This is a genomic window from Laspinema olomoucense D3b, from assembly GCF_025370785.1.
Classification (GTDB): domain Bacteria; phylum Cyanobacteriota; class Cyanobacteriia; order Cyanobacteriales; family Laspinemataceae; genus Laspinema; species Laspinema olomoucense.
Genome location: NZ_JAMXFA010000008.1, coordinates 39986 through 62437, shown reverse-complemented (window position 1 = coordinate 62437; position 22452 = coordinate 39986). Strand labels below are relative to the sequence as shown.

At 42.6% G+C, this 22452-nt stretch carries 26 protein-coding genes and 2 CRISPR repeat arrays; of the genes, 4 read left to right on the top strand and 22 right to left on the bottom strand.

Annotated features, from left to right (window positions below; translation table 11 throughout):
• Positions 1 to 22: 22 nt before the first annotated feature.
• From cas1 (NG792_RS07845) to cas1 (NG792_RS07835), 3 genes are all read right to left on the bottom strand, one after another.
• Positions 23 to 1087, bottom strand: coding sequence for a CRISPR-associated endonuclease Cas1 (gene cas1, locus NG792_RS07845; RefSeq protein WP_261235053.1), 1065 nt, complete (start codon positions 1085 to 1087; stop codon positions 23 to 25).
• A gap of 200 nt (positions 1088 to 1287) precedes the next feature.
• A CRISPR array of direct repeats spans positions 1288 to 2548; the repeat unit is 35 nt; unit sequence GTTTCAGCACCTTTTCCCTTTAGTAAGGGTCGAAC.
• Between the two features lie 295 nt (positions 2549 to 2843).
• The gene (locus NG792_RS07840) at positions 2844 to 3119 is read right to left on the bottom strand and encodes a hypothetical protein (protein WP_261235052.1); all 276 of its coding nucleotides are present in this window, start codon (positions 3117 to 3119) and stop codon (positions 2844 to 2846) included.
• A gap of 63 nt (positions 3120 to 3182) precedes the next feature.
• Positions 3183 to 5183 carry a CRISPR-associated endonuclease Cas1 gene (gene cas1, locus NG792_RS07835; RefSeq protein WP_261235051.1) on the bottom strand — a complete coding sequence of 667 codons (2001 nt, stop codon included), beginning with the start codon at positions 5181 to 5183 and terminating at the stop codon, positions 3183 to 3185.
• Between the two features lie 260 nt (positions 5184 to 5443).
• Between cas1 (NG792_RS07835) and NG792_RS07830 the strand changes: the two genes are divergently transcribed.
• From NG792_RS07830 to NG792_RS07815, 4 genes are all read left to right on the top strand, one after another.
• Positions 5444 to 5764 carry a hypothetical protein gene (locus NG792_RS07830; protein WP_261235050.1) on the top strand — a complete coding sequence of 107 codons (321 nt, stop codon included), beginning with the start codon at positions 5444 to 5446 and terminating at the stop codon, positions 5762 to 5764.
• Complete coding sequence (locus tag NG792_RS07825; RefSeq protein WP_261235049.1) at positions 5749 to 6126, top strand: aspartyl protease; 378 nt, start codon at positions 5749 to 5751, stop codon at positions 6124 to 6126. The genes NG792_RS07830 and NG792_RS07825 overlap by 16 nt, the downstream gene beginning before the upstream one ends.
• 349 nt (positions 6127 to 6475) lie before the next feature.
• Entirely contained in the window at positions 6476 to 9937 is a 3462-nt protein-coding gene (locus tag NG792_RS07820) for a helix-turn-helix domain-containing protein (protein ID WP_261235048.1), read from the top strand.
• 296 nt (positions 9938 to 10233) lie between these two features.
• A CRISPR array of direct repeats spans positions 10234 to 12212; the repeat unit is 35 nt; unit sequence GTTTGACCCTTATTAAAGGGAAAAGGTGCTGAAAC.
• A gap of 330 nt (positions 12213 to 12542) precedes the next feature.
• Positions 12543 to 13898, top strand: a complete 1356-nt coding sequence (locus NG792_RS07815; RefSeq protein WP_261235047.1) for an IS200/IS605 family accessory protein TnpB-related protein — start codon at positions 12543 to 12545, stop codon at positions 13896 to 13898.
• Positions 13899 to 14289: 391 nt separating this feature from the next.
• Here NG792_RS07815 and NG792_RS07810 read toward each other — a convergent pair whose 3' ends face one another.
• The 19 genes from NG792_RS07810 to NG792_RS07720 all read right to left on the bottom strand — a co-directional run bounded on the left by NG792_RS07810 (position 14290) and on the right by NG792_RS07720 (position 22419).
• The gene (locus NG792_RS07810; RefSeq protein WP_261235046.1) at positions 14290 to 15228 is read right to left on the bottom strand and encodes an AcrVA2 family anti-CRISPR protein; all 939 of its coding nucleotides are present in this window, start codon (positions 15226 to 15228) and stop codon (positions 14290 to 14292) included.
• 42 nt (positions 15229 to 15270) lie between these two features.
• Complete coding sequence (locus tag NG792_RS07805; RefSeq protein ID WP_261235045.1) at positions 15271 to 16008, bottom strand: antirestriction protein ArdA; 738 nt, start codon at positions 16006 to 16008, stop codon at positions 15271 to 15273.
• A gap of 301 nt (positions 16009 to 16309) precedes the next feature.
• Positions 16310 to 16633 carry a hypothetical protein gene (locus NG792_RS07800; RefSeq protein ID WP_261235044.1) on the bottom strand — a complete coding sequence of 108 codons (324 nt, stop codon included), beginning with the start codon at positions 16631 to 16633 and terminating at the stop codon, positions 16310 to 16312.
• Between the two features lie 37 nt (positions 16634 to 16670).
• A complete protein-coding gene (locus NG792_RS07795) occupies positions 16671 to 16886 on the bottom strand; it encodes a DUF2997 domain-containing protein (protein ID WP_261235043.1) in 216 nt (71 codons plus the stop codon).
• A gap of 81 nt (positions 16887 to 16967) precedes the next feature.
• Positions 16968 to 17246 (bottom strand): hypothetical protein, encoded by a 279-nt coding sequence (locus NG792_RS07790; RefSeq protein WP_261235042.1) that lies wholly within the window; start codon positions 17244 to 17246, stop codon positions 16968 to 16970.
• A gap of 146 nt (positions 17247 to 17392) precedes the next feature.
• Positions 17393 to 17608 carry a hypothetical protein gene (locus NG792_RS07785; RefSeq protein WP_261235041.1) on the bottom strand — a complete coding sequence of 72 codons (216 nt, stop codon included), beginning with the start codon at positions 17606 to 17608 and terminating at the stop codon, positions 17393 to 17395.
• Between the two features lie 3 nt (positions 17609 to 17611).
• Entirely contained in the window at positions 17612 to 18205 is a 594-nt protein-coding gene (locus tag NG792_RS07780) for a GIY-YIG nuclease family protein (protein WP_261235040.1), read from the bottom strand.
• 52 nt (positions 18206 to 18257) lie between these two features.
• Positions 18258 to 18614: a hypothetical protein gene (locus NG792_RS07775; RefSeq protein ID WP_261235039.1), complete on the bottom strand. Its 357-nt coding sequence runs from the start codon at positions 18612 to 18614 to the stop codon at positions 18258 to 18260.
• Between the two features lie 52 nt (positions 18615 to 18666).
• Positions 18667 to 19119 carry an ASCH domain-containing protein gene (locus NG792_RS07770; RefSeq protein WP_261235038.1) on the bottom strand — a complete coding sequence of 151 codons (453 nt, stop codon included), beginning with the start codon at positions 19117 to 19119 and terminating at the stop codon, positions 18667 to 18669.
• Positions 19120 to 19165: 46 nt separating this feature from the next.
• Positions 19166 to 19462 carry a hypothetical protein gene (locus tag NG792_RS07765; RefSeq protein ID WP_261235037.1) on the bottom strand — a complete coding sequence of 99 codons (297 nt, stop codon included), beginning with the start codon at positions 19460 to 19462 and terminating at the stop codon, positions 19166 to 19168.
• 89 nt (positions 19463 to 19551) lie between these two features.
• Positions 19552 to 19872: a hypothetical protein gene (locus tag NG792_RS07760; RefSeq protein WP_261235036.1), complete on the bottom strand. Its 321-nt coding sequence runs from the start codon at positions 19870 to 19872 to the stop codon at positions 19552 to 19554.
• Positions 19853 to 20149 (bottom strand): hypothetical protein, encoded by a 297-nt coding sequence (locus tag NG792_RS07755; RefSeq protein WP_261235035.1) that lies wholly within the window; start codon positions 20147 to 20149, stop codon positions 19853 to 19855. Before NG792_RS07755 ends, NG792_RS07760 begins: the two co-directional genes overlap by 20 nt.
• Before the next feature lie 40 nt (positions 20150 to 20189).
• Positions 20190 to 20462 carry a hypothetical protein gene (locus tag NG792_RS07750; protein ID WP_261235034.1) on the bottom strand — a complete coding sequence of 91 codons (273 nt, stop codon included), beginning with the start codon at positions 20460 to 20462 and terminating at the stop codon, positions 20190 to 20192.
• Complete coding sequence (locus NG792_RS07745) at positions 20459 to 20689, bottom strand: hypothetical protein (RefSeq protein ID WP_261235033.1); 231 nt, start codon at positions 20687 to 20689, stop codon at positions 20459 to 20461. The genes NG792_RS07750 and NG792_RS07745 overlap by 4 nt, the downstream gene beginning before the upstream one ends.
• 47 nt (positions 20690 to 20736) lie before the next feature.
• Positions 20737 to 21126 carry a DUF3846 domain-containing protein gene (locus NG792_RS07740; RefSeq protein WP_261235032.1) on the bottom strand — a complete coding sequence of 130 codons (390 nt, stop codon included), beginning with the start codon at positions 21124 to 21126 and terminating at the stop codon, positions 20737 to 20739.
• A gap of 44 nt (positions 21127 to 21170) precedes the next feature.
• Positions 21171 to 21353, bottom strand: coding sequence for a hypothetical protein (locus NG792_RS07735; RefSeq protein WP_261235031.1), 183 nt, complete (start codon positions 21351 to 21353; stop codon positions 21171 to 21173).
• 33 nt (positions 21354 to 21386) lie between these two features.
• A complete protein-coding gene (locus tag NG792_RS07730) occupies positions 21387 to 21665 on the bottom strand; it encodes a hypothetical protein (RefSeq protein ID WP_261235030.1) in 279 nt (92 codons plus the stop codon).
• Between the two features lie 54 nt (positions 21666 to 21719).
• The gene (locus NG792_RS07725; RefSeq protein WP_261235029.1) at positions 21720 to 21938 is read right to left on the bottom strand and encodes a hypothetical protein; all 219 of its coding nucleotides are present in this window, start codon (positions 21936 to 21938) and stop codon (positions 21720 to 21722) included.
• Positions 21939 to 21948: 10 nt separating this feature from the next.
• Positions 21949 to 22419 (bottom strand): hypothetical protein, encoded by a 471-nt coding sequence (locus tag NG792_RS07720; RefSeq protein ID WP_261235028.1) that lies wholly within the window; start codon positions 22417 to 22419, stop codon positions 21949 to 21951.
• Between the last annotated feature and the right edge of the window lie 33 nt (positions 22420 to 22452).

Below are 22452 nucleotides of genomic sequence, written 5' to 3'. Positions count from 1 at the left end.
CTGACCACCCTAGGAATCAGATTTAGCTCATGGGGATAGACTCAAGTTTCCAAGGCTGCGGGTTATCATACTCAGAGACCTGAGTCCCTCGCCAAGACGGTTGAGGCGCACTCATCTCCCGGGGAGTCCACTTCAGCAATGCCGGACGGTATGGGGTATCACTGCACAAACAGCGCCGGTAATGTCGGATTTGATGCCACAGACATTGACGATAGGTTTTTTTGTTCGTCGCAACTGTCGCTAGTTGTTGCTCCCAGGCCGTTATCAAATCAGTCAGGGGATGACCGTGATGATGACCGTTGCCATTGCCGTTGCCGTGACCATTGCCATTGCTGTTGCCCAAAAAATTGGAATGAGACAAGGCAAACCGCATTGCCACCCGGTCCACTAACACCACCGACCACTCCAGCATCAAATCCCGCACCAGAGGCAGATTTTCTCCATCGCTCAGGTGCAATCCGCCCAGTTCGGGGTCGAGTCCCATTTCCAGGACCAACCCTAACCCCACCTGTTCTAACAGCGCCTGACTCAGGTGGAAAAACTGATTCACGGCGGCGGGTTCTACGGCGGCATTTAGCCACAGCCACTCGCGCAAAGCTGGATAGTACACTTGATTGATGGTGGCGAAATACCGGCGCAGTTGTTCGATATTGGCATTGGGAATCTCATCCAGGAAGAAGGCGATCGCTTCCAGGGCGATTTCGACCGTGGGACAACAGCCAGAAGCTAAAGACAGCAACAAGGCTTGACGGTTGTGCAGAGTTGCACTCACGATTCGTTCTGCGGTGGATTGGCAAAACTCCGCATCTGATGCTCGTTGCAGTTGTTGAGATAGATATTGAGCCGGGGATTCCAGATGAAGCCGTCCCAAATACCGATAATCAGCATCGAGAAACAACACCGGCAACTGATAAGACAATGCCAATGCCGTCGCCTCACCGGAGAGTTCGCAACCGTGGCAAACCACAATATGACTCGTCAGTTTGGCCTGAATCCGATACTCCAATCGCTCCTGATACCACAGTTCAAAGACTTGCCGTTTAGCTTTCAGAATCGTAGGCGATCGCATCAAATAAATAGCAGTCATAGGCTTATTTGAGTTAAAGGCTATAGCGCATTAATCCGCTATGTTTCTATGCTGCCAATGGGCTATTGGAGTTTAGATATGAGTTTGGGTTGGTTCTATATGATTTTTTATATGACTTAGTTAAATCGATTAAATTTCCTCAGTTTTTTTGTCAAAGCCCACTAAAAAAGCAGCCGAAATACAATCGACTGCTTTTATGCGTTTCAGCACCTTTTCCCTTTAGTAAGGGTCGAACTTTTTGTCCAGAACCCTTCGATCCATCTCTCTGTCGGTTTCAGCACCTTTTCCCTTTAGTAAGGGTCGAACTTTTTTGGGCGGACTATTAAGCAGTATTTCCGAAAGTTTCAGCACCTTTTCCCTTTAGTAAGGGTCGAACCTCTATGTACTAATGGTGATGGTAATTACTATAAACCTTATGTTTCAGCACCTTTTCCCTTTAGTAAGGGTCGAACTTGTTTTAGATGTTCAAATTAGCCGGGACAACCGGACTAAGTTTCAGCACCTTTTCCCTTTAGTAAGGGTCGAACAGCAAAAATCGTGTCCTTACTGGGAGGACACATATTATTGTTTCAGCACCTTTTCCCTTTAGTAAGGGTCGAACTCGGCATTTTTCATGTTGGTTGCCCACCATGCGGCATTGTTTCAGCACCTTTTCCCTTTAGTAAGGGTCGAACATTGAAGGATCTGCTGGCTACGACCATTTTCGGGTTTCAGCACCTTTTCCCTTTAGTAAGGGTCGAACGTCTTAAGTATCACTGTGTTAGAAGAGGAGGAAGGTTTCAGCACCTTTTCCCTTTAGTAAGGGTCGAACTAATGATTTCCCCCAAATACCTGTAGGAAAATTTCAGTGTTTCAGCACCTTTTCCCTTTAGTAAGGGTCGAACCGAATGTTTTCGATGGCACTGCCTACGGAGACATTCCCGGTTTCAGCACCTTTTCCCTTTAGTAAGGGTCGAACCGGAATTTGTTGGTCGAAACTCAGTTGTTAATGATTGAAGTTTCAGCACCTTTTCCCTTTAGTAAGGGTCGAACAGTTCGACCCGAATGCAGCAAGTTTTTCTTCTGCCTGTTTCAGCACCTTTTCCCTTTAGTAAGGGTCGAACTTTTGGTACCACATGCCAGGGGCGATTAATTCCGCTGTTTCAGCACCTTTTCCCTTTAGTAAGGGTCGAACTCTGCGAGGGAATGGGGGAAGATAAGGATGAAAATCCTGTTTCAGCACCTTTTCCCTTTAGTAAGGGTCGAACCGATGTTTCCACTCAGTTCGACCCTGCTCGTAATTCGGTTTCAGCACCTTTTCCCTTTAGTAAGGGTCGAACACAGTATTGTAGGACCGCTTCCACGGGTGTTTTGGGAGTTTCAGCACCTTTTCCCTTTAGTAAGGGTCGAACGTCCGTTCGCTGCCCTGTGGGCATGCGAAGCAACTGTTTCAGCACCTTTTCCCTTTAGTAAGGGTCGAACCCTTGAGTTTTGAAGCTCAAGCGTTGAGCCAATTGTACACCCCTACATCTGAGGGGGTCAAGGTTTTGTAGCAACATCCGCTTCATTTTCGCCTCAAATCACGGAAAATCGTGCCTTCAAACGCTCTGATAGAGACCAATCTGAGGGGGGTAACGGCAGAATAAGGCTTTCAGGATTACCCTACCCCCCTCAGATGCTTATCAGTCAGACTCTAGTGATAAGTTGAGTTAATCATTGCTCACCCAGTGGGGTGATGGAGGTACGCTGTGTGGGAAGTGAGTATCCCCAAAAACGTTTAACACTCGCCATCAACTTGAGCCATCTGTAAAAATTGTAGCATTCGTTTTCCCTTAGTTGAGGTAATTTGGTAATGAGATTTGCCCCGTTTGTTGCGAGAGGAAGTGCAAATAAATCCTTCATCAATCAACCCAGCTAGATGGTGATTGATTCGGGACAAGTTTCCTCCTCTAGCGCAACTGTTGGAGCAGAGTTGGGCGGAGGTAATTCCCGGTTGTTGAGCAATTTGAAGAAACAGCAATTTTCGGGTCCCGGTCAGCAGTTTGTTCTGCACTAGGAAACAAGGGATGGATTACTGCTGTGGCTAGACTGAATTTGTGGAGGTGACGAAAACTTGCTACAACTTCCACAACATGGGACGATACACCTCAACCTCCCCGACTAAACAGGCGATATATTCTCGCACCTGCAACTCAATACACCGCTTTAAACTAACTTTGTAGTTCGTATGGGGATGAGTGATTTCCGAGAGCAACTTATCCTCCCAGTGCTTGAGATATTTCTTCAAAGCATGAGGTTGTAGATAGACTCCATTGCGCTCATCGGGCAAGGTAAAATCATCTGGGGTCAAAATCTGAGAATTGACTAGATAAGCCACCAAGGAATCCACAATTTGGGCGCGAAATTCCTCCATCAAATCAGACACCAATGCGGGATGATTGTCCCGGGGGACGTGCAGATTGCCAAAGTGCGGATGCAGTCCCGCTAAGTTGACAAAGGAATGGACATTTTGACTGAGCAAGGTGTAACCTAAACTCATCATGCTATTCACCGGGTCAGTTGGGGGACGTTTGGTCCGTTTCTCGAAGGCAAAGGGTCCAGAGAATAACGAACCCAAGGCTTGAAAATAGGCGGATGCTGCTTTACCTTCGTAGCCGCGCAAGGCATCCATTGATTCGGCTAAGGACAATTTGTCCCGGCAACTGATAAGCATTTCCAAGGCAATCAAAGCGGCATCGGTTTGACGACGGCGGTTGAGTTTGAGCAACAAAGCCCGAGAATTGTGCAGTTTTGCCAGAACAATCGCCTCGGCTTGGCGGCGGGTAAATTCTGGGTCGAGGGACCGTTGCACTTGCTGAATCAAATACTCAACTTTGGCATGACTTTCCGAGTACAACCGGCCAAAATACCGCCCTTTTTGCGACAAATACATCACCGGAATCCGACGACGTAAGGCCAAAGAAACTGCTCCGTGGGACATATTGCAGCAGCCAAATAACACAATATGACTGACCCGGTTGGCAGGAACTTTCACGCGCAATTCGTGGTTAGAAAACACTTGAAATTGCTGATTTTTGACACTCAAATAAGCGCCTTGGTCGGTGATGTACAAAGTGGTCATCGCATCACTCCATAAATGTTCAGGATTGGCAATGGGAAAGTGAACGGGTTTCAGGCTACAGGCAAGGGGTGGACGAGAAACCCGCGATCGTTGTCGTTGCCGTTGTCGCCGATAAGGAACGCCCGAGGCAGAGAGCAGCCAATCCCCGCGAGGTTCGGGCGGTGGCGGTGCATAGACTTGACCTTTGACAAACCGATATCCCAGAAAGGTCAACTCTTCATCGGGTCCATAAATCTGAGTTTTCTCGGGCTGCAAAGTGAGATATAATTCTCCTAGCCAGCCTCGCACTTGCTCTAAGTTACGCTGGGCTTGGGTGGCATCGGCAGTAGCAATCACAAAATCATCCCCGTAGCGGACCAGATTGAGTCCGGCAGCCAAACAGCGGCGGTCAAATTCGGTCAGGTACAGGTTAGCTAAAGCGCCCGAAAGTATAGCTCCTTGTAAGACGCCTTTGCCAAAGTTTTGATATTGTCCGCGAATCACAATCCCGGCAGCAATTTGTTGTTCCAGCAACTGTCCGATAATCGGGTCGAGTTGCAATTGCTCCAATTGAGTGAGCAACAGCGCCCAACAGAGGTTGTCGAAGAATTGGGCAATATCCGCTTTCAGGACCCAACAAGGCTGAAATTGGTAATAGGCATAAAGATGATGCACCGCTTGCTGGATGCTGCGCCCCGGTCGATAGGCATAGCTACAATCGAGAAAGGTATCCTCAAGGGGCCAGTAAAGTTCCTCCAGCAATAACCGTTGAATAATGCGGTCAGATACGGTAGGAATCCCCACCAACCGTTTCCCCCCGGATGCCTTGGGCAAATAGAAGCCCAATGCGGGTTTAGCCTGATAAGTTTCCTGGGTGAGATGATGCTGGAGTTGCTCCAACTGCATCTGGAGATTGTCGGCAAACCAATCTACCGTGATGCCATCCACTCCCGCCATTCGCGAACCCCGGCGCACCTGTTGCCAAGCGGCCCTGAGTAAGGTCTCCGTAAATTCCATAAACTCGTTAGAAATGGCTTACTGTTTCATCGTGGCAAGGCGGTATTTGCGTTGGTATATGCTTTTACCGGGGGAGTATATGACTTTTTGTATGACTTTCCCGAGTCTCATGACAGGTCCTAGTCGTGACTTGGCTCTGCCACCTGTAGCACCTCCGATAACCCTTGTCCCTCACAACCTGAGTGGTCCCTCGTGACACGGCTTCAGCCCTGTCACGAGTAATTGTTATAATCGTCCCATCATTCTGCTGAACACAACCCATGATCAACCCCCGCTCAGAAGAGAACAACCCGAGACCACACCTGTTATTTCCTAAACATCCTATCAACACACAAGACCCATCTAAACTTGCAGAAGAGAGGACCCAATTTGATGCCAAATGCCAAGCCATTTTTGAAAAACTGAAACCCGCTTTGATTCAGGATTATTACAATTGGTTTATGGTCATTGAGCCAGAAAGTGAGGACTATTTCATTGATGCTGATGAAATAGAGGCAGAGAGAAAAGCTCGGGAAAAACATCCAGAGGCAGCCTGTCTCATTCTCTGCATTAATGAGACGGGAGTTTGTGGACGAGCATGATTGATGGGAGATTCAACCACAAGGGGGAGTTAATTTTTGAAATTGGATTAATTGCAGCAGATGAAGCATTAATCTCTGTACCCGCACTTTTAGATACAGGATTCACCGATTGGTTATTACTTAATAATGAAATGGCTCTGGATTTGGGGTGGGTGCAAACTCAGAGTCAAAAGCGAATGCAGACGGCTGGAGGCATTATAAATTTTAGCATTTATCAGGGTATTATTCTCTTTGATACAGAGGAGTTGATTATTAGAGCGTTAGGGGGAGATGAAATTCTAGATATTCTGTTAGGGGTGAAATGGCTCCAAATCAAACGGCTAGTCGCAGATTATTCCCACAACATTTTAACATTAGGGTAATCAAAATTCGATTTTCGTGACATGACTGAAGCCATGTCACGAGAAGGGTAGGGATTTTCATAAAAAAAATCAGGTATTAGGAGGTTTTAAGAAATTATTAAAGCCCGCCTTAATAACGCCAATCGGTTGGGGGTATCTCTGATTGAAGATTCTATTTTTTGGAGTTCCCTTACTCAATCATGAAATGGTTTTGGAATTATTAAAGCCGCCCTTAATAACGCCAATCGGTTGGGGGTATCTCTGATTGAAGATTTTATTTTTTGGAGTTCCCTTATGATTTTTTATATGACTTTTGGTACAATCCAGCTATGACTTAATCGGCAGACTCAGATTTTCATTGGGGGTGCTCATGCCAAGACGCAGTTTGCAAGCCTCGATCGCTGGATTACAACTCGTGCGATCGGCACTGGAGCGCAAAAATTTAACCCAATCCATGTTGGCGGACCGCAAAGAATACGATTTGGCGTCTTGGTCTACGATTAACAACTTCTTTACTGGCAAAAGGGTCGATCGCAAAATCTTTATCAAAATCTGTGAAGCGTTAGACCTGGAATGGGAGGATGTGGTCAATATGGGTCCCCCTCCAGAACCCATTGACGATTTAAAAGCGGCAGTCTTGCGACAAGCACAGTTACGACGAGAAGCGTTGAATCCTCGCATTTTAGAACGCATTGACCGCGAGATAGTTGACTCAAAATTCACGGGAGCAATCCAACGGGGACTCGAAGGAATTCAACGCATTATCCCCATTGTCGCACCTGCCGGTTATGGAAAAAGCACGATTATTGGCAGCCTCTATGACAAATTGCTTGTCCATCCAAACTGTTGGACTGGCTTGATTTTATGCAATTCTCTGACGCTGCCAGATTCTCCGACTGCGGAAAACTTAGCAGTCGCCTTGGGAGAGAGTGTTGCCGGTATGCAGCGTTCCATTGTGGAAATTGCCACCCAGTTGAATGCCAGCGAGCGCGGATTGTTGCTCATCGACACCTTAGATTTAATCCTGGACCGCACCCTGGTTCCGCCCTTGAGTCGGGTTTTTGCCTCACTCCTGGAAGCGGGTACAACCCTGGTCTTTACCTGTCGCGATCGCGAATATCATGATTTCCTAGAACCCACGGCGGAAAAACTGCCTGGATTGGCCCCTGCTGTGGACCGCTATCACCTGCCAGAGTTTACCCGAACCGAAGTCTACCAAGCTGCCACGGCTTTTGTCCAGAAGCAACCGGCAGTAGAAAATCACAATTTTGCGGATAAAATTTTAGCTTTATCTGCGGATAATCGGTCTTTAGGAGAAATCGTCTGCAATCCTTTACTTTTGGCCTTGTTGTGTGATTTATTTGCCAAAGATGGCCGGGTCCCCCAAGATTTAACCGTCAGCAAACTGTACAAAAAATATTGGCAGGAGAAAGTCGCCTATAGCCGGGTCGATCGCAGTCATTCCGCTTTACTGGCGATTGAGAAAGAAAAGTTTTGTTTGAACATTGCCAAAGCCTTATTTGACCTCTCCGGTGAACGGCTGTGCGAATCGGCTTATTTGGATGAGTTGGGGATAGACTTTACCGAAACCACTGCCTCCGCTTATCGGGATTTGCTCAGTGAGGGAGTCTTGGAACGACTGCCTTCTCAAAAAATCCACTTCTTTCACCAAACTTTACTGGAATATGCGATCGCCTACTGGTTACTGCGACAATCCAGCTTACCCCAACGGCAACAGTTAATCGCCACCCTCACTCAACCGGAAACTGGGCGATCGTTGTGGAGTTGGTGGTCTGTCATGCGACAATTGTTAACCATTGCCGACGATGGGGAATTTGAAACGGTCGCGCAACAACTCAACACCGACAGCTTGGAAGCGTTTCGCGCCGTTATCTTTGCAGCGGCTTCCCGGGACACCCCAGCCATGCTGCGCCAACAACTACCACTCGCCTTGACGAAAACTGGAATCTATCAAAAAATTCTCCGTCAAGCCTTGGAATCGGCATCCACAGCTTTAGCGGAAACTGCCTGGGATGCCACAGTTGAGCAGTTAAAGTCGAGCGATCGCACCACCGCCTCAACCCTAGCGCAACATCTCGGGTCGTTACTCACTCCTTGGCCAACTCAGCTTGGCAGTCGCCTCCGGCAAGTCTTGAGGGCAGTCGGGCAACGTACCGCAGAATCAGAAGAGAGAGAACAAGCATTTTTATGGGGTGCGGTGGTCGAATCTTGTACGCCATTGCTCCGGGAATCCGCCGATGACGAGGCATTCTCGATACTTTGTGAGTATTATCCCAGCTTTGCCGAAGGAACGCAAACCACAGTAATCCGCTTACATCTGGAGCGAGGATTGCCCGATGCAGCCTATTTAAAATTGTGGGAAACCTGTATCCAATTTCCCTTACCCAAACGTCCCAGTAATTCATTGAAACAGCAACTCATCCAACTCACTGTCCGCGTGTTTCCCCAGTTACTCACTAACGAAAATCATCCTTGGTTTGGCTCAGTTTTGGCAGTGATTCACTACCCTATTCAAACGGGATGGGACCGGGTTTGTGCCGCTGCGGTTGGACGATATGCTTGCCAGTCTCCTGAAATTCTGGATGAACTCTTGACCGATTTATTGACGGGAGACCCCCGGCATACCAGCAGCAATTTAATCGCTTTAGACGAAGCCAGTTTATCCGGTGTCGCTGCTGATATTGCTAAGAAACTGGTGCAATTTCAGGGGACTCACTTGGAGCGCCTTTCTGCTTTGGCGGCTGTCATCAAATCAATAGGCAATGAACTAACCGAAACCCAGAAAGAGCAACTGATTGACTGGTGTAATCAACCCGCCTCCCAAGAACCGGAACGTTGGTTACCCATCCTGATTCCCCTTGCCAAAAATGCGCCAACGGTGCAAGAAAAATTGGTCAATCTGCTCGAACAAATTTCTGAACTTTCAGTGGCAGACGCGCAACTGCAACAACTGCTCCGAGTGGCTCCCGAGGTCAAAAGTCGATGGGAATTGAACTCAGAAATTGTCAAAGATGAGTTAGCCACAGTGGAAATCAATCGCCTGGAAGCAGTTACTTCCAATCTGGCTTTATCGCGATTAATTGTACTGGCACAGTCCCCGGAGCGAAAACCAGCCCTTGAAGCGTCCAAAGCCTTGCTAAGTCTAGCCTCTCAGCAAGATTTTCCCCAACTGTTAGACAGTTTAGCCTTAGTCAAATCCCCCTATCCCGGTGTTCGACTCAATGCCTTAGAAATAATTCAAATTCAAATTCAGAAACATCAGCGTCTTCTGTCCGAGAAAGAGTTAGCTGAAATCTGCACAACCTTTGAAGTAGAAACTCAGCCTAAAGTCATTCAAAAGTTGTGTGAAATCGTGACAGCATGGATTGACGATTCTCGAACTATTCCGTCTTGCATTTCGGATCAAGTTGATAAATTAGTCAGACGCGCCACTACCCATCCCAACTTAGAGGGGGGAGTCGCTGGAGCATTACTTGATACCCTCAATGTTATCGCCCAGTTAGAAGATAACACCCAAACTGAACGACTCAGCCAATGGACGAAGTTATTGCTGCATTCTATTGATTTTAAACGAGTACAGGAATCGAAAGCGATTGATTTAGTCGCGGCGATCGCCCGAGTTGAGGGACAATTTTTTCCTCAACTCCTCACCAGCGAATTCTACCGCCTGCCTTGGCGAAACCAGCGCACCATCATTCTGTCCATCCGGCGAGTAGAGGGCGTCGATTCACCTTGGTTGAATCATATCCTGCAACAGAGTGGCGATCGGGACGAAATTGCCAGTTTGATTTTAGAGATGAGAGGGGCCTAAGCAAAACCCGCCTTGAACAAGGTAAAATTAAGGAGTAATCTGAAGTGAAGCCCTCCCAATAGTTATTACTAAAAATTATAACTTTCTATCCAATGATAAGCATCTGAGGGGGGTAGGCTAGTCCTGAAACCCGCATTCTTTCGTTACCCCCCTCAGATTAAGCTCAGGAAAAGGCTTTGAACCAATGATTTTCCCCAATTTCAGACCCAAATCATGAAACTGTTGCTACGAAAACTTGACCCCCTCAGATTCAATGGTGTAGAATTAGCTCTATGCCCGGGTCTCAGGACTTAAGGGTTTGACCCTTATTAAAGGGAAAAGGTGCTGAAACATGGACTGCGTGAAATCCGTCATTTGTACGAGCTAGAAGTTTGACCCTTATTAAAGGGAAAAGGTGCTGAAACAAGCAGTAGATGCGCCAAGAACGAGCAAAGCAACAGTGTTTGACCCTTATTAAAGGGAAAAGGTGCTGAAACTAACAATTCTTCAGCCATTTCTTGGTTCAAAATATGGGTTTGACCCTTATTAAAGGGAAAAGGTGCTGAAACCGTCAAAAATACGGTAAAAATTTTGTCCGAAGAAGTTTGACCCTTATTAAAGGGAAAAGGTGCTGAAACAATAAATGACTCCAAATCCATATCCGCAAACTCATTGTTTGACCCTTATTAAAGGGAAAAGGTGCTGAAACAATTCATGCCGTTAATGGCGTTAATGGTTAGATTATCAGGTTTGACCCTTATTAAAGGGAAAAGGTGCTGAAACTTAGCACCTTCAATGGTTTCAGATCCTGTGGGAACGGTTTGACCCTTATTAAAGGGAAAAGGTGCTGAAACTTGCACCAGTTGCACCTTTAGCCTCGAACTCTACACTGTTTGACCCTTATTAAAGGGAAAAGGTGCTGAAACACTTGGGCACCCGAACTGTTAACAGAACCGACCGCAGTTTGACCCTTATTAAAGGGAAAAGGTGCTGAAACTCTACTTCGAGAGCTGCACTCCAAATGCGTCCGTCAACTGTGTTTGACCCTTATTAAAGGGAAAAGGTGCTGAAACTTTTCCAACGAAAGAATACAGCACATCACGGTTCAAACCGGTTTGACCCTTATTAAAGGGAAAAGGTGCTGAAACTGGCAATATCAATTGCTATTGGTACACCGACAACTGTTTGACCCTTATTAAAGGGAAAAGGTGCTGAAACTTTCCGGTCTCAAGGAATAAATTTCCGATATTGCGTTTGACCCTTATTAAAGGGAAAAGGTGCTGAAACTGTCAGGGAACCGTTGTTCCCGGTTACTCGAACAGTGTTTGACCCTTATTAAAGGGAAAAGGTGCTGAAACTTGGGGCTTGAGCGGATAACGTTTCGATCCGTATTCCAAAAGTTTGACCCTTATTAAAGGGAAAAGGTGCTGAAACTACTTGCGAACGAACTGGGGTAGCAGTAAAAAAAGTTTGACCCTTATTAAAGGGAAAAGGTGCTGAAACAACTACCTAGAGCTACAAGAGCCCCTAGCAAAAATGGAAGAGTTTGACCCTTATTAAAGGGAAAAGGTGCTGAAACCATCTAGAAACCGTTACATTGGCATCGATTTGACCACTGTTTGACCCTTATTAAAGGGAAAAGGTGCTGAAACACTTTTATGATGGCATAAACGGCATCAGTGTCAGGTTTGACCCTTATTAAAGGGAAAAGGTGCTGAAACCATACACATTAAGCTGTGCAGCTTGGACGGTAACGCCAGTTTGACCCTTATTAAAGGGAAAAGGTGCTGAAACACGACCTCCTCACCGCCTTCCCCGATGGGAAGGACGTTTGACCCTTATTAAAGGGAAAAGGTGCTGAAACTTCGTGTTGCCAATGTAAATAGAGGCATTCGCATTTGTTTGACCCTTATTAAAGGGAAAAGGTGCTGAAACAAGACAAAAGAATGTTGGTAGCAGTCCGAAAAGAAATGTTTGACCCTTATTAAAGGGAAAAGGTGCTGAAACACTAAGTAGCTATGAAAAAAGGAAAAGGCTAATCAATTGTTTGACCCTTATTAAAGGGAAAAGGTGCTGAAACTGGATTAAAAACTCCAGCAGCAATAGATAAAGACAAGTTTGACCCTTATTAAAGGGAAAAGGTGCTGAAACAATAACAATAATTTTTACTGTGAAGATAGCATCTGGTGTTTGACCCTTATTAAAGGGAAAAGGTGCTGAAACCCAGGAGAAACAGGTAACAGAGAAAAAGTAACAGAAGGGTTTGACCCTTATTAAAGGGAAAAGGTGCTGAAACAAAGTAGTTGATTGTATTTTGACTACTTTTTTAATGCGGTTTTTTTGAAAAACTTGAAGGAATTTAATCGGATTAGCTAACTCCTATAAAAATCATATAAAACTAACCCAAACTCATACAATAAATCTAATGGTTTCTTGCCAGAATAGAAACAATTAATCCGTTGTAATTTTCAATTAAGTGAGCCTATGACTGCGATTTATTTGATGTGACCGCTTTCGATTCTGAAGGCTAAACGGCAAGTATTTGAAGAAAAATAACCAGGTATTCCCACTTGAAAATATATGGACTTTTAGGAATATTAATGTACCAATGTGTTATAATTTCACCATGAAGCACAAACAACCATCTCCAATTATTCGCACCGACAAATGGACTCTCAACCCAACTGCTGAACAGCGTCATCTATTCAGTGAAACGGTTAAGGTCTATCGTCGGCTTTGTCGATATTTGGTTGGTATTATCTTCACTCATTGGCCCGAGTTAGGGGGTTTATCGTCCAATGAACAAATCCCTGCCGTAGAGCGATTGATGCACTCTACGGGAAAGCGGCCTGTGGTGAAATACCCACAATTCAATCGGGTGTTTTACAAGTTTCCTAGCTACTACCGCAGAGCCGCCATCAGCTTTGCCATTGGGCAGGTTAATAGCTACATGACCCGGTATGTAGATTGGCAGACGGGGCTATCCCGTAATCGTCGGGATGCCAAACCACATAAGCTCAATGCTGATGCAGGTTGCTATCCAGTTCTCTATAAAGGGCAGTGCTACAAGCTGCATGACTATAATGCGGTTGAGATTAAGGTGTTTACGGGGGCTGACTGGATTTGGACAACCGTTCAGATTAGTGGGCTTAGGGAACGCCATAAGTTACCGGACAACAAGATGTTGTCTCCGACTCTAATTTTTAACAGCCAAGTCTGTCATCTGTCGGTACCGTTTCATTGTGTGCCACCGAAACAGAACCCTGAGCAAAATGTAGTGGCTGTTGACTTGGGAATTAATACGACAGCAACAGTCACGGTCGTAACTTTCGACGGCACTGTAATCCATCGTGAATTTGTGAACACGGGAAGAGACATAGACCGCCGAGATAAACGACTCAAATCCGTCTCCATGCGGGCATCTAAGACAATGGGTAAAGGGGGAAAACTACATAAAGGTTTCTGCTCTAAAACTTACCAAAAATGCGCGAACATCAACAAGCAGATTAGCCACATCGTTTCTAAGCGGATTGTCCAAATAGCCAGCCAGTTTAACTCAGAGGCAATTGTCTTTGAGAATCTGAAAGGTTGGACGCCCAAGGGTGGACGGAAACGTTCAAACTTGCGGCAACGGTTTCATGGCTGGCTCAAGGCCAAAATCCGCGACTACACCGAAATGAAGTGGCAAGAAAAGGGTGGGAAGGTAATTGATGTTGTTGCCGCCTACACCTCAAAACTGGCTTACGATGGCTCGGGCCGAGTCAAGCGAGACTCCAAAAATTATGCCCTGGCAGTATTCCAAAACGGTCGGCAGTATAACTGTGACCTGAATGGGAACCAAAATATTGCAGCCCGGGGCATCCTTAAACTCACTCGCAGAAATGACAGTGAGGACCTCTCCAGCAAACGTTCTGGTGGGTCGCCTAGAAGCTGGGCTTGTTTATGTGATCTCTGGACTCACGAGAGATTGAGATTAGCATAGAACACCCCCACCTCGCTTTCTGCAAGGGGGGAGAGCTTCATGGGAAAAGGTGCTGAAAGGTGGTGAAATAACACCTATATTGTTTTTTTGAGAGGGAGAAAAATGCTTTTCTAATTTGAGGAGATTGGTTCAATGGCAGTTGAGCGATCACCTAACTAAATCGCCAACCCAACTGCACGAGTAATTGTCCTGCCGACATTAGGACATTGGAGCGGAGCACCTCACTGAATCCCAAACACAACTACTTGTTATTAAATGAAGATGAAGCAATGTAAAAAAACTTATTTCTTGACCAATTATTTGAATTAATAGTTGAAAAATTTTTGGCAACTCTTGCATGACAATGAATGGGCGGTAGTGGAAAGTTCATTTACCCTCCACTATTATATCGTTAAAGTCCTACCCAATAAGGTTGAATCCAAATCTTTTTACGTTGTTGTTTGCCCGGACCACAAGGAATTTCTTTCCAATGCCCTTTGCGGACATGGGTGCGTTGTTTGATTCCAGTAGGAGTGTGAGATTTCAGACTGGGATTTTGATAATGTTTCCCTAACATTCTAGGATAACGTTTTGGTGAAGTAAAATTTTTCGGGGGATGTTTTTTCCCAAAATCTTTGGTTACATCATCAACATCAGTAGAATCGAGTAATTCAGGTTTATAGGCTAACAACATGAATATTTGAATGGTCAGACTACGCAATTGTTCAATGAACGTTTTTTCATCTTCGGTAATTGTTGCATTACCAAAAGCATAATCGTTATTAATTTTGATTTGACCATCCTCTAATCCAGTTCCAGAGAACCAAACAACATCACCCAAGTTACAACAAAAACATATATGAATATTGACCTGATATTCTTGGGGTAAATATTCTAATGTTTTCCCATAACCTGATGCTATTGATTGTTCTGGTTTGGCTTTATCGCCCCAATGTAAAATTGCATATTTGATAGGATAACCATCTGGTGTTTTGAACCAAGATGGAAAGACCAGCATCAAAGTGTGCAAGGGAACTGTGTCAACTAATCCAGCAATTGCTGATAATTTATTGACATCAGTTTCTAATAAATCTTTGAGTAAATTACTCGACAAACAATAGACTGGTGAATCACTTAAAAACCAGAGAAATGTTCGGTTAGTAGTTAATTGCGAAGCTGCATCTAACCGAGTTTTTCCCAAATCGTCAACATCCATACACAAGGCCAATTCTGTAGCAATAGCACTCCATTTTCCAAATTCTTTAGGTAAATTATAATTCCGGTCTTTGAGAATAATGGGGAGCCATTTACTCTGAGATGCCCATTGTTTTAGCATTTTACTTTCTTTCAAGATAACCTCCTTGTAGGGTTGGATAGACCAACCCTAAAATAATTAGTTGTGGAAAACGTAGATACCATTGGGAGTTTCATCGATATAGAAACCCCCACCCAAATCCAATTCTCTACCTAAATATTCCCAATCGACGTACTTGGACCAAAATTCTTCTCTTTTCTCAAAACCTGGGTAATCATAAACTTCAGCAATATAATCTGATTGAGCAAAAGTTGTTAAATCATCCCAAAATCCAATATAACTTTCCCGAAAATGTTCATAATTTGGCTCTACTTCTTTTTCTCGACAATATCCTAAATAATGACAAATTGCTTCTTCTTCATTAGGATTTTCACCAATTAACTTTCCCCAACGGGAAACAGTTTCGAGGCTTTCATGTTCACTGATTCGGATTGAGCCAAAATTGTCAAAGTCATGAATACTCCATTCTTCAGCATCGTTTACTGGTGAAGTTTGCAGCATCTCCTCGATGTCACTCAGAATTCCATCAGCATCTTGAACTGCATCAATCCACCATCCATGTAAAATATTTTGGTTATAGGCTGCTAAACAAGCAACGTATATTGCCGGTGTTGTGACTGGTGGTGGTGTAATTCGACAACGACTATATATTTTACAACTTTCTTCTGCCCCGGCTAACTTCACTGCTAACGAAATTGCTCGTTCGTCCTCGGTCTTTAAAATTACGGCATTGCCATCAGATTTTGACTGGAGAGCAAAAGCAATTTCTCCTGCTGTTTCTGTTTCTGGAACCATCAAAACATTCTTGTTTTTCATGAGTTTGAAGTAAAAACACCCAAACCAGAAGCGAGAGCAGGATAAATTACAGAGATTTAGATTGAGTTTCTAAATATATTTTGCAAGAATCACAATAACATTTCCAACAACGTCCTTCTTTTTTCATCCAAATAGCTTTTTGGTGACTTTTGCAGAAAGTATTTAAACGAGAACAAATTGCATAAAAACCTGAATTATTAACTGATAAAAGAGAAGCATCAAGTGGTCTAAATGAGTTCATAACTTTTTCGGGGAGGTAAAGGTAGGGGTCATTGATTGATGACCCCAAAAGTGAAATTAATTATTGTTCGGATTCAGTTTCAAGTTCATGAGGAAATAGTTGCTGAGTGATAGCTTTGTTGAATGCTTCATCAGTTGGTTCAGAAATAGCACCTTTACAGTACAACAGCCTGAGTTGAATATCTCGACCACCTCGACAAACTTTTTTATCATCCGCCGAATGACAAAGATGTTGAGAAATTCCGTTAACTAAAGGCATTAAATATTGAGCATATCTTTCAGGTTCTAAAGGAATAGGTTCTTTTCCAGCAAAAGGACAAGTTCGACAAGGAGCCGATTGTACTGGCATTTGTCGTAAATCTTTGAAATATTTTTGTTGTATCATCAGACTTTCTCCTTTCAATTTATTCAGTTTAACTAAATTATTGAGTTAAATCCTCAAACATTTGGACATAATCGGATTCAGAATCAAGCGATTCTAAGTAATCATCTGTTAATTGGCGATCGCCAACTTGTCCCAAATGTTGTTCAATATCTTGACTGGCTTTAACACAATTCAAACCATGACCAGTTGAAAGAACCTTTTCCTCAACAGTTCCATCAGGTTTAATCGTCATTAAAATTTGAATACGTTGCATGGTAGAATCCACCGGGAATGACATTTATCCGGTAAAACCATTGCATTCCGACGCTGAGGTGATGCAATGGCAAAATTACAGCTACAGTCCAAGTTTTTGCTTGAGATTATCTTGGAGTTGATTAGTAAATGATACCCAATCTGTTACTCCCAAGATAATTGCTCGTCTAAATTCCCACCTAACAATGCTTGGTATTGAATTAGGTATCAAATCCCCATTACAATAAGGTTCAATGAACTTGGAACTATAATACTGATATGAGGTTAAAACTGACTTAAATACCTCATTTTCCTCTAAAACCTGGATATCACCCACTTCGGCCAACAAATAGTTTTCCAGATTATTGCGTAATTCATCCATTGTTTTGCTCATAGGGATTGATTAATTCCAAACAACGATATAGATGTTCGCCTTGATAATATTCTGCCTTGGCTGCATAATGTGCATTCAACCAACCAATCAAATTGCTATATCCTTTAAAAGGACCATAACAATGGGTTAAATAATTATTTTTTTCCAATTAAAACAATCATCTCCTCCTTACTTTCAGATGATAAAGGTAATGGTTTTGATTCAGAATAATCAGGTGTAATTAAGTCAAAAATCTCATGTTTTACCTGAATATCTGACTGAAGATTTAACCAAACTACTACCTTGTCCATTTCAGGAAATGGACCAAAACATTTGGAGAATTTGTCAGAATAAGCTAAAACTGTAAACATTACTCAAATCCTTTGTGCTAGAGATTTTAACCATTGAATAGAATCAGCCGGTAAATCAAACCATTCACCATGTTGACGAAACAGTTTGAATTGTTGATGAAGTTTTTTCTCAAGGGTGGCAGAATCCCCAGTTGAAATAGAGCAAATCAACTCCACCTGTTTAGAATTCATCGTTGAAAGTTGCCGTAATCGACGTTGTAAATTATTAGTTCGACCAATTTTAAAGAGATGACCGCTGCGGACAACATAGACGAAACCGCGAGTAGAGGAATCTGTAGTAGTGGGAAATTGGCCGGTAGTGATTTTCTGGAGTTTATCCAGATTTAGTTTAATATTCAACTCACCGGCCAGTAATTGAGAAGGATTTGAAGGATATGTGAGGGCCAGTAAATCTTGTTGTTTCAGTAAATCCAAACTGGATTGAATCTGAGACCGAGACGAACGCATTAATTTCTCTAAGACGTTGATACTCGTATTGACTTCACCATCGGTCGATTCACTTACCAAAATATCTAAGAGACAGCAGGCTTGAAAATCAGGATAGATTTCACCAGCATCTAATCTGTAAATGTGCCAAAACCAATTAGAACAAACCATGATATTTCAGAAAACATCAAAGGTTTAAGCGAGAGCTAGAGTAGCAAGATTCTCAATTTCTCAAAGAATCTGGAGCATAATAATCAAAATCCATTTGAATCCAGCTTTGATTATTTAGATGAATTTGAAGAGACGGATTATAGCAATTTTCTACTCTGACTGGATATGGACTATGTTCAAGACAATATTGCAAAAACTGTTTACATAATCCTTGGAATTGATATTCTGGATAAACTTCAATAGTTGCAATATCTAAACATTGTTGAAGTTTATGATTATAATTTTTCAAGGATTTTCTGAGATAAACCTGCATTCGTTCATCACCAATCCACCACCGTAATACTCTAACTTTTTGAGATTCTGACCAAAACTCAATTAATGAGGATTTAATTTGTTCTGATAGTTCCATTTTTTTGCTGGTAAAAAAAGAGGTAGAGCGGAATAGACCGCTCCAGAATAGGTTAAATAAGTTGGTCAAGGATTAGTTTAGCAATGAGTTCTTTTGGAGGAATCCAGAGACCTTGTTTACCCGGACAAGGAATCGGGTCAATTTTCTGAATCTGAGATAGTTGCCAAGCATATCGACCCGGTTGCCAATTTCCACAGAGTTTTTCTAATTCTGATTGTTGTTCAATAAATTCATCAGTCATCAAAACACAATCAGTTAATTTGGCGATCGCCACTATCTTACCCAAATCTTGAACAAAATCAAAATTAGAAACATATTCACTAAACGGTTCAAGTTCTGATGGATAGACTGGACGTTTAGCGGAATGAATTAGGATAATTCCCCTGTAATCAGTTGACCAACTTCTGGTTTCAATTTGTTTGAATTTATGAGCAATTAATCCAGCCCAAGGTTGCCAGAGAGTAATGGCGCGAAGTCCTTGTAATTGTTCTAGTGTTGGTGACATAAAATTCTCCTGATAAAATAGAGGCAGGTTTTCCCTGCCCCAAAATCTACTGTTCTTCAGCTAAATGTTCCGTTGCATCGTCATCTGATTTATTAGAATCAGAATCTTTGACAATGATACCGAAATTGAGGTCACCTTGTTGAAAATCGTAGTCAAAGCCAATAACTTGGTTTTGTTCATGACAAAGTAACAGAAAGTCTCTCATTTGAGGAGAAATGCGAAAGTATGCAGTTTTAGCCTTTTTGACGAAAACGGTGAATTCAACAGAGTGGTTTGAATCAATAGGCGCATTATTGATTGATTCAATTTGGACATCAATAGCTTCAGGGTCAAATAATTTCATCAATTACTCCTAGGTGTGTTTGAGTTGGTTTTGGGTTGTTGGGTTCATCATCGTCTCTTCTGCTCCGGGATGGAACAGAAATTATCAGACTAACCAGAAAAATGATTAGAATAGGTTTCAGGAAAAATCTCATTTTGGTAAATGCAAGTCAGTTTTTCGTGAATGTACTCAATTTGATAAGGTTGAAGATGAATTGCATTGCCATTATGAACGTTACATTTACGAAAATCATGATTGGGGTTATTTTTCTGAAACTCTTGACAAACCTTGATGTATTCATTCAGCAAACCTGTGAACTCAATAAATGCGTGACAATTAGTGGCGATCGCCGCGTGATAAAATTGAGTAGCAGTTTTCCGCATCAAATCTAAAGATTCTTCAGGAGTTAATTCAGTCAAGTGTTGCTTCATGGATTTTAAGTGCTTCTAGGTAATCTTTAATTGCTTCGGTGGTTCGATTATCATGGTATTCTTCAAATTCATGAAGGGCCTGATAATCAATTGGTTCATAGAACTCACACTGGCTTGCTAATTCTTCTGGGTCTTCCAAATTCTCTAATGGGTCATAATCGTTACTTGAAACGACTTTTGAATGATTGCATTCCCATCCTTCGTCTCCCGGTTCCCACAAAGTTTGATTTTGATGCCATTGGTGACAGTGTTGACAATCTAAACAAGATTTAGTCATTTTTTCTCTGTGTTTTTAGGTATCTGTGTTTTTAGGCAAATTACGCATATAAGGCATCGGTAACTAATTGTCTAATTAGTTCATCAGCCCTATCATTATCATGTTTTTCTGTGAGCCAAAACAGAGCGTCTGATAAATCAGTGTAGAGCACTCTTTCCTGGTGCAATTCACTGTTGGTATCGAAGATTGCTTGTTTCAACTGTTGAACAGTAATCTCAAGTCCCTTTGCCAAAGGACCGAGGTCGTAACAGAACCCAATAGGGGTATCTTCTCCTGTAATTTCAATGTTGTGAAAGGTGAAAATTGTACTCATTGTGAATATTTTAAGGTTTCGTAAGCACGAGTTGTCGGATATTGAACTTGAAAGGCTTCTTCAAAACCGGGACAATAATCAGCGGCATGGTCGAGTCCAAATTCCTCCCAAATTTGACTGACTTCTGGCCAGCCTTCGCACCACCAGATATTGCAGTCCTGGGAGGATTGAATAAAATGAAAACAACGTCTACAATCCCTGATTCTTTTGAGATAGGGTAAGGTCATTGAACTCGGCAGGAACGACCTGCCAAAACGTTATGTCTGCCAAAACGTTATGATTGATAAACTTCTCTGGCTTTAACCACGGTTAATTTGTTGTCAACTTCTTTAACCACCACCAATAATTCATTCAAAACAATATCAAGTTGTTGTTGAGTTAAACCAATTGTTTTTCCCTCGTTAGTGGTTGCTACAGCCATAACATTTCCACACAAAATAATTGGTGGAGAAAACTTGTTGGACACACAGGTAGCATCAAATGATTTGAAAATGAACTCATCATCGCAAACCAAGTCTATAGTGGGGTCTGAAAAGAGTTGATAAACGTATTCAACTGAAGCCGAATCACCTTCTTCCCCAACGAGATTTTGCATAGGTTTTAATTCCAGTTCGTCGTCGTTGGTGCGTAAGGTGACTTTGCCGGGTTGAATTAGTAGAAACATAATCAAGTTTTAGAAACATCAAACAATCAAGCGAGAGCAATAGACTAATTATTTTGAACAGCTAACCAAATATGGTTATAAACAAAAGCAGTAAATTGGTCCAAAATTTTGACATCCCGGGGATTGTTCAAGTTTAGGTGATAGAGATTGCAACGGTTGAGACGATTAAATTCTGATACCAATTCGTCATTTTTAGCACATTCCATTAAAAATTCTGGAAATTCCATAGTCAAAGCAGGAGCGACCTGCTAAATACGCTATTAATCGACTTTAGTTAATACAGATGCTCTAGGAGCATAATAGACCTCTTTTTCCCCTCCGCGTTTTAAAGGAATAACTACTTTGACAAGATATCGTTCGTTTTTGGAACATTCGGAGGGATTGAATTTTAGTTGACTTGGTTTCAACTCAGCCAACCAAGGTTCTTGCAGAATCGGGACACAATAACTTGGTAGCAATGAATAAATTGTCCCAGTTTTCTCAATCATTGACCCTTGACTGGCGGATTCCCAAGTTACTTTAGTTTGTTCAGAATACATAAAAACCTCCATTGTTGCAGGAGCGACCTGCTTGTACGCTATTCGGGGCTGGTGTTAATTCTTCAAATCTTGATATTCAGACCAAGATATTGCTGAAGAATAAGGATGTTTTTGTTTAAATTGTTCAATGGCCGTTTGCCACATTACATCGCCGATATAAGGTTGACGAACCAGAGTTGAGCAATTGCATCCGTCTGAATAACAGGTTAATCGGGTAATACTTGAAGAGAAACCAGCATAGTCAAAGACAACTTTGTGGGTATTTTCAACCAACTCAAATCTCCTATTCTGTGAATATTTCGATTGCTGTTGAATAGGCATCACCATCTTTTCTTAGAGCCTTTAACCCTAATTGGAATATTTTTACTCTCAGAGCTACAGACTCCTCATCATCTTTATCAAGGAAATCATTCAATTCTTTTGAATCCTTGAAGTTTGCTAATTCTGGTAATTCATCTTCATCCAAATCAAAATCACTAAACCTGAATGCACAAACTTTTTTCTCAACAACTACATCAGGAACTGGAACATCATCAACAGAATCAACCCCAACTTTCTTGGCAACATCATCAGGAATCTCAACATTTAGGGAAAAAATTTGCTGAATAATATGCTGAACCCTTTCTTTTTCCAGGAATCCAGATAAGACTTCTGCAACACAAATCTCTAATGATTGATATTCGGGAAACTTACCCTTATCATACAAAATTTCAATCAATTGTACAAAGGCTTCATCGGCAGTAAAGTATGTCATGGGTTTTTGGGAATGTAAATGAACAGGTTTTCG

Bases quoted from the DNA above. Each gene is read 5' to 3' on its own strand.
- NG792_RS07830 (WP_261235050.1), top strand. From the start codon at position 5,444: ATGATCAACCCCCGCTCAGAAGAGAACAACCCGAGACCACACCTGTTA.
- cas1 (WP_261235051.1), bottom strand. From the start codon at position 5,183: ATGGAATTTACGGAGACCTTACTCAGGGCCGCTTGGCAACAGGTGCGC.
- NG792_RS07740 (WP_261235032.1), bottom strand. From the start codon at position 21,126: ATGTTTCTACTAATTCAACCCGGCAAAGTCACCTTACGCACCAACGAC.
- NG792_RS07735 (WP_261235031.1), bottom strand. From the start codon at position 21,353: ATGGAATTTCCAGAATTTTTAATGGAATGTGCTAAAAATGACGAATTG.
- NG792_RS07730 (WP_261235030.1), bottom strand. From the start codon at position 21,665: ATGTATTCTGAACAAACTAAAGTAACTTGGGAATCCGCCAGTCAAGGG.
- cas1 (WP_261235053.1), bottom strand. From the start codon at position 1,087: ATGACTGCTATTTATTTGATGCGATCGCCTACGATTCTGAAAGCTAAA.
- NG792_RS07755 (WP_261235035.1), bottom strand. From the start codon at position 20,149: ATGACTAAATCTTGTTTAGATTGTCAACACTGTCACCAATGGCATCAA.
- NG792_RS07750 (WP_261235034.1), bottom strand. From the start codon at position 20,462: ATGAGTACAATTTTCACCTTTCACAACATTGAAATTACAGGAGAAGAT.
- NG792_RS07790 (WP_261235042.1), bottom strand. From the start codon at position 17,246: ATGGATGAATTACGCAATAATCTGGAAAACTATTTGTTGGCCGAAGTG.
- NG792_RS07720 (WP_261235028.1), bottom strand. From the start codon at position 22,419: ATGACATACTTTACTGCCGATGAAGCCTTTGTACAATTGATTGAAATT.
- NG792_RS07765 (WP_261235037.1), bottom strand. From the start codon at position 19,462: ATGAAATTATTTGACCCTGAAGCTATTGATGTCCAAATTGAATCAATC.
- NG792_RS07815 (WP_261235047.1), top strand. From the start codon at position 12,543: ATGAAGCACAAACAACCATCTCCAATTATTCGCACCGACAAATGGACT.
- NG792_RS07745 (WP_261235033.1), bottom strand. From the start codon at position 20,689: ATGACCTTACCCTATCTCAAAAGAATCAGGGATTGTAGACGTTGTTTT.
- NG792_RS07780 (WP_261235040.1), bottom strand. From the start codon at position 18,205: ATGGTTTGTTCTAATTGGTTTTGGCACATTTACAGATTAGATGCTGGT.
- NG792_RS07785 (WP_261235041.1), bottom strand. From the start codon at position 17,608: ATGTTTACAGTTTTAGCTTATTCTGACAAATTCTCCAAATGTTTTGGT.
- NG792_RS07820 (WP_261235048.1), top strand. From the start codon at position 6,476: ATGCCAAGACGCAGTTTGCAAGCCTCGATCGCTGGATTACAACTCGTG.
- NG792_RS07800 (WP_261235044.1), bottom strand. From the start codon at position 16,633: ATGATACAACAAAAATATTTCAAAGATTTACGACAAATGCCAGTACAA.
- NG792_RS07775 (WP_261235039.1), bottom strand. From the start codon at position 18,614: ATGGAACTATCAGAACAAATTAAATCCTCATTAATTGAGTTTTGGTCA.
- NG792_RS07805 (WP_261235045.1), bottom strand. From the start codon at position 16,008: ATGAAAAACAAGAATGTTTTGATGGTTCCAGAAACAGAAACAGCAGGA.
- NG792_RS07760 (WP_261235036.1), bottom strand. From the start codon at position 19,872: ATGAAGCAACACTTGACTGAATTAACTCCTGAAGAATCTTTAGATTTG.
- NG792_RS07795 (WP_261235043.1), bottom strand. From the start codon at position 16,886: ATGCAACGTATTCAAATTTTAATGACGATTAAACCTGATGGAACTGTT.
- NG792_RS07770 (WP_261235038.1), bottom strand. From the start codon at position 19,119: ATGTCACCAACACTAGAACAATTACAAGGACTTCGCGCCATTACTCTC.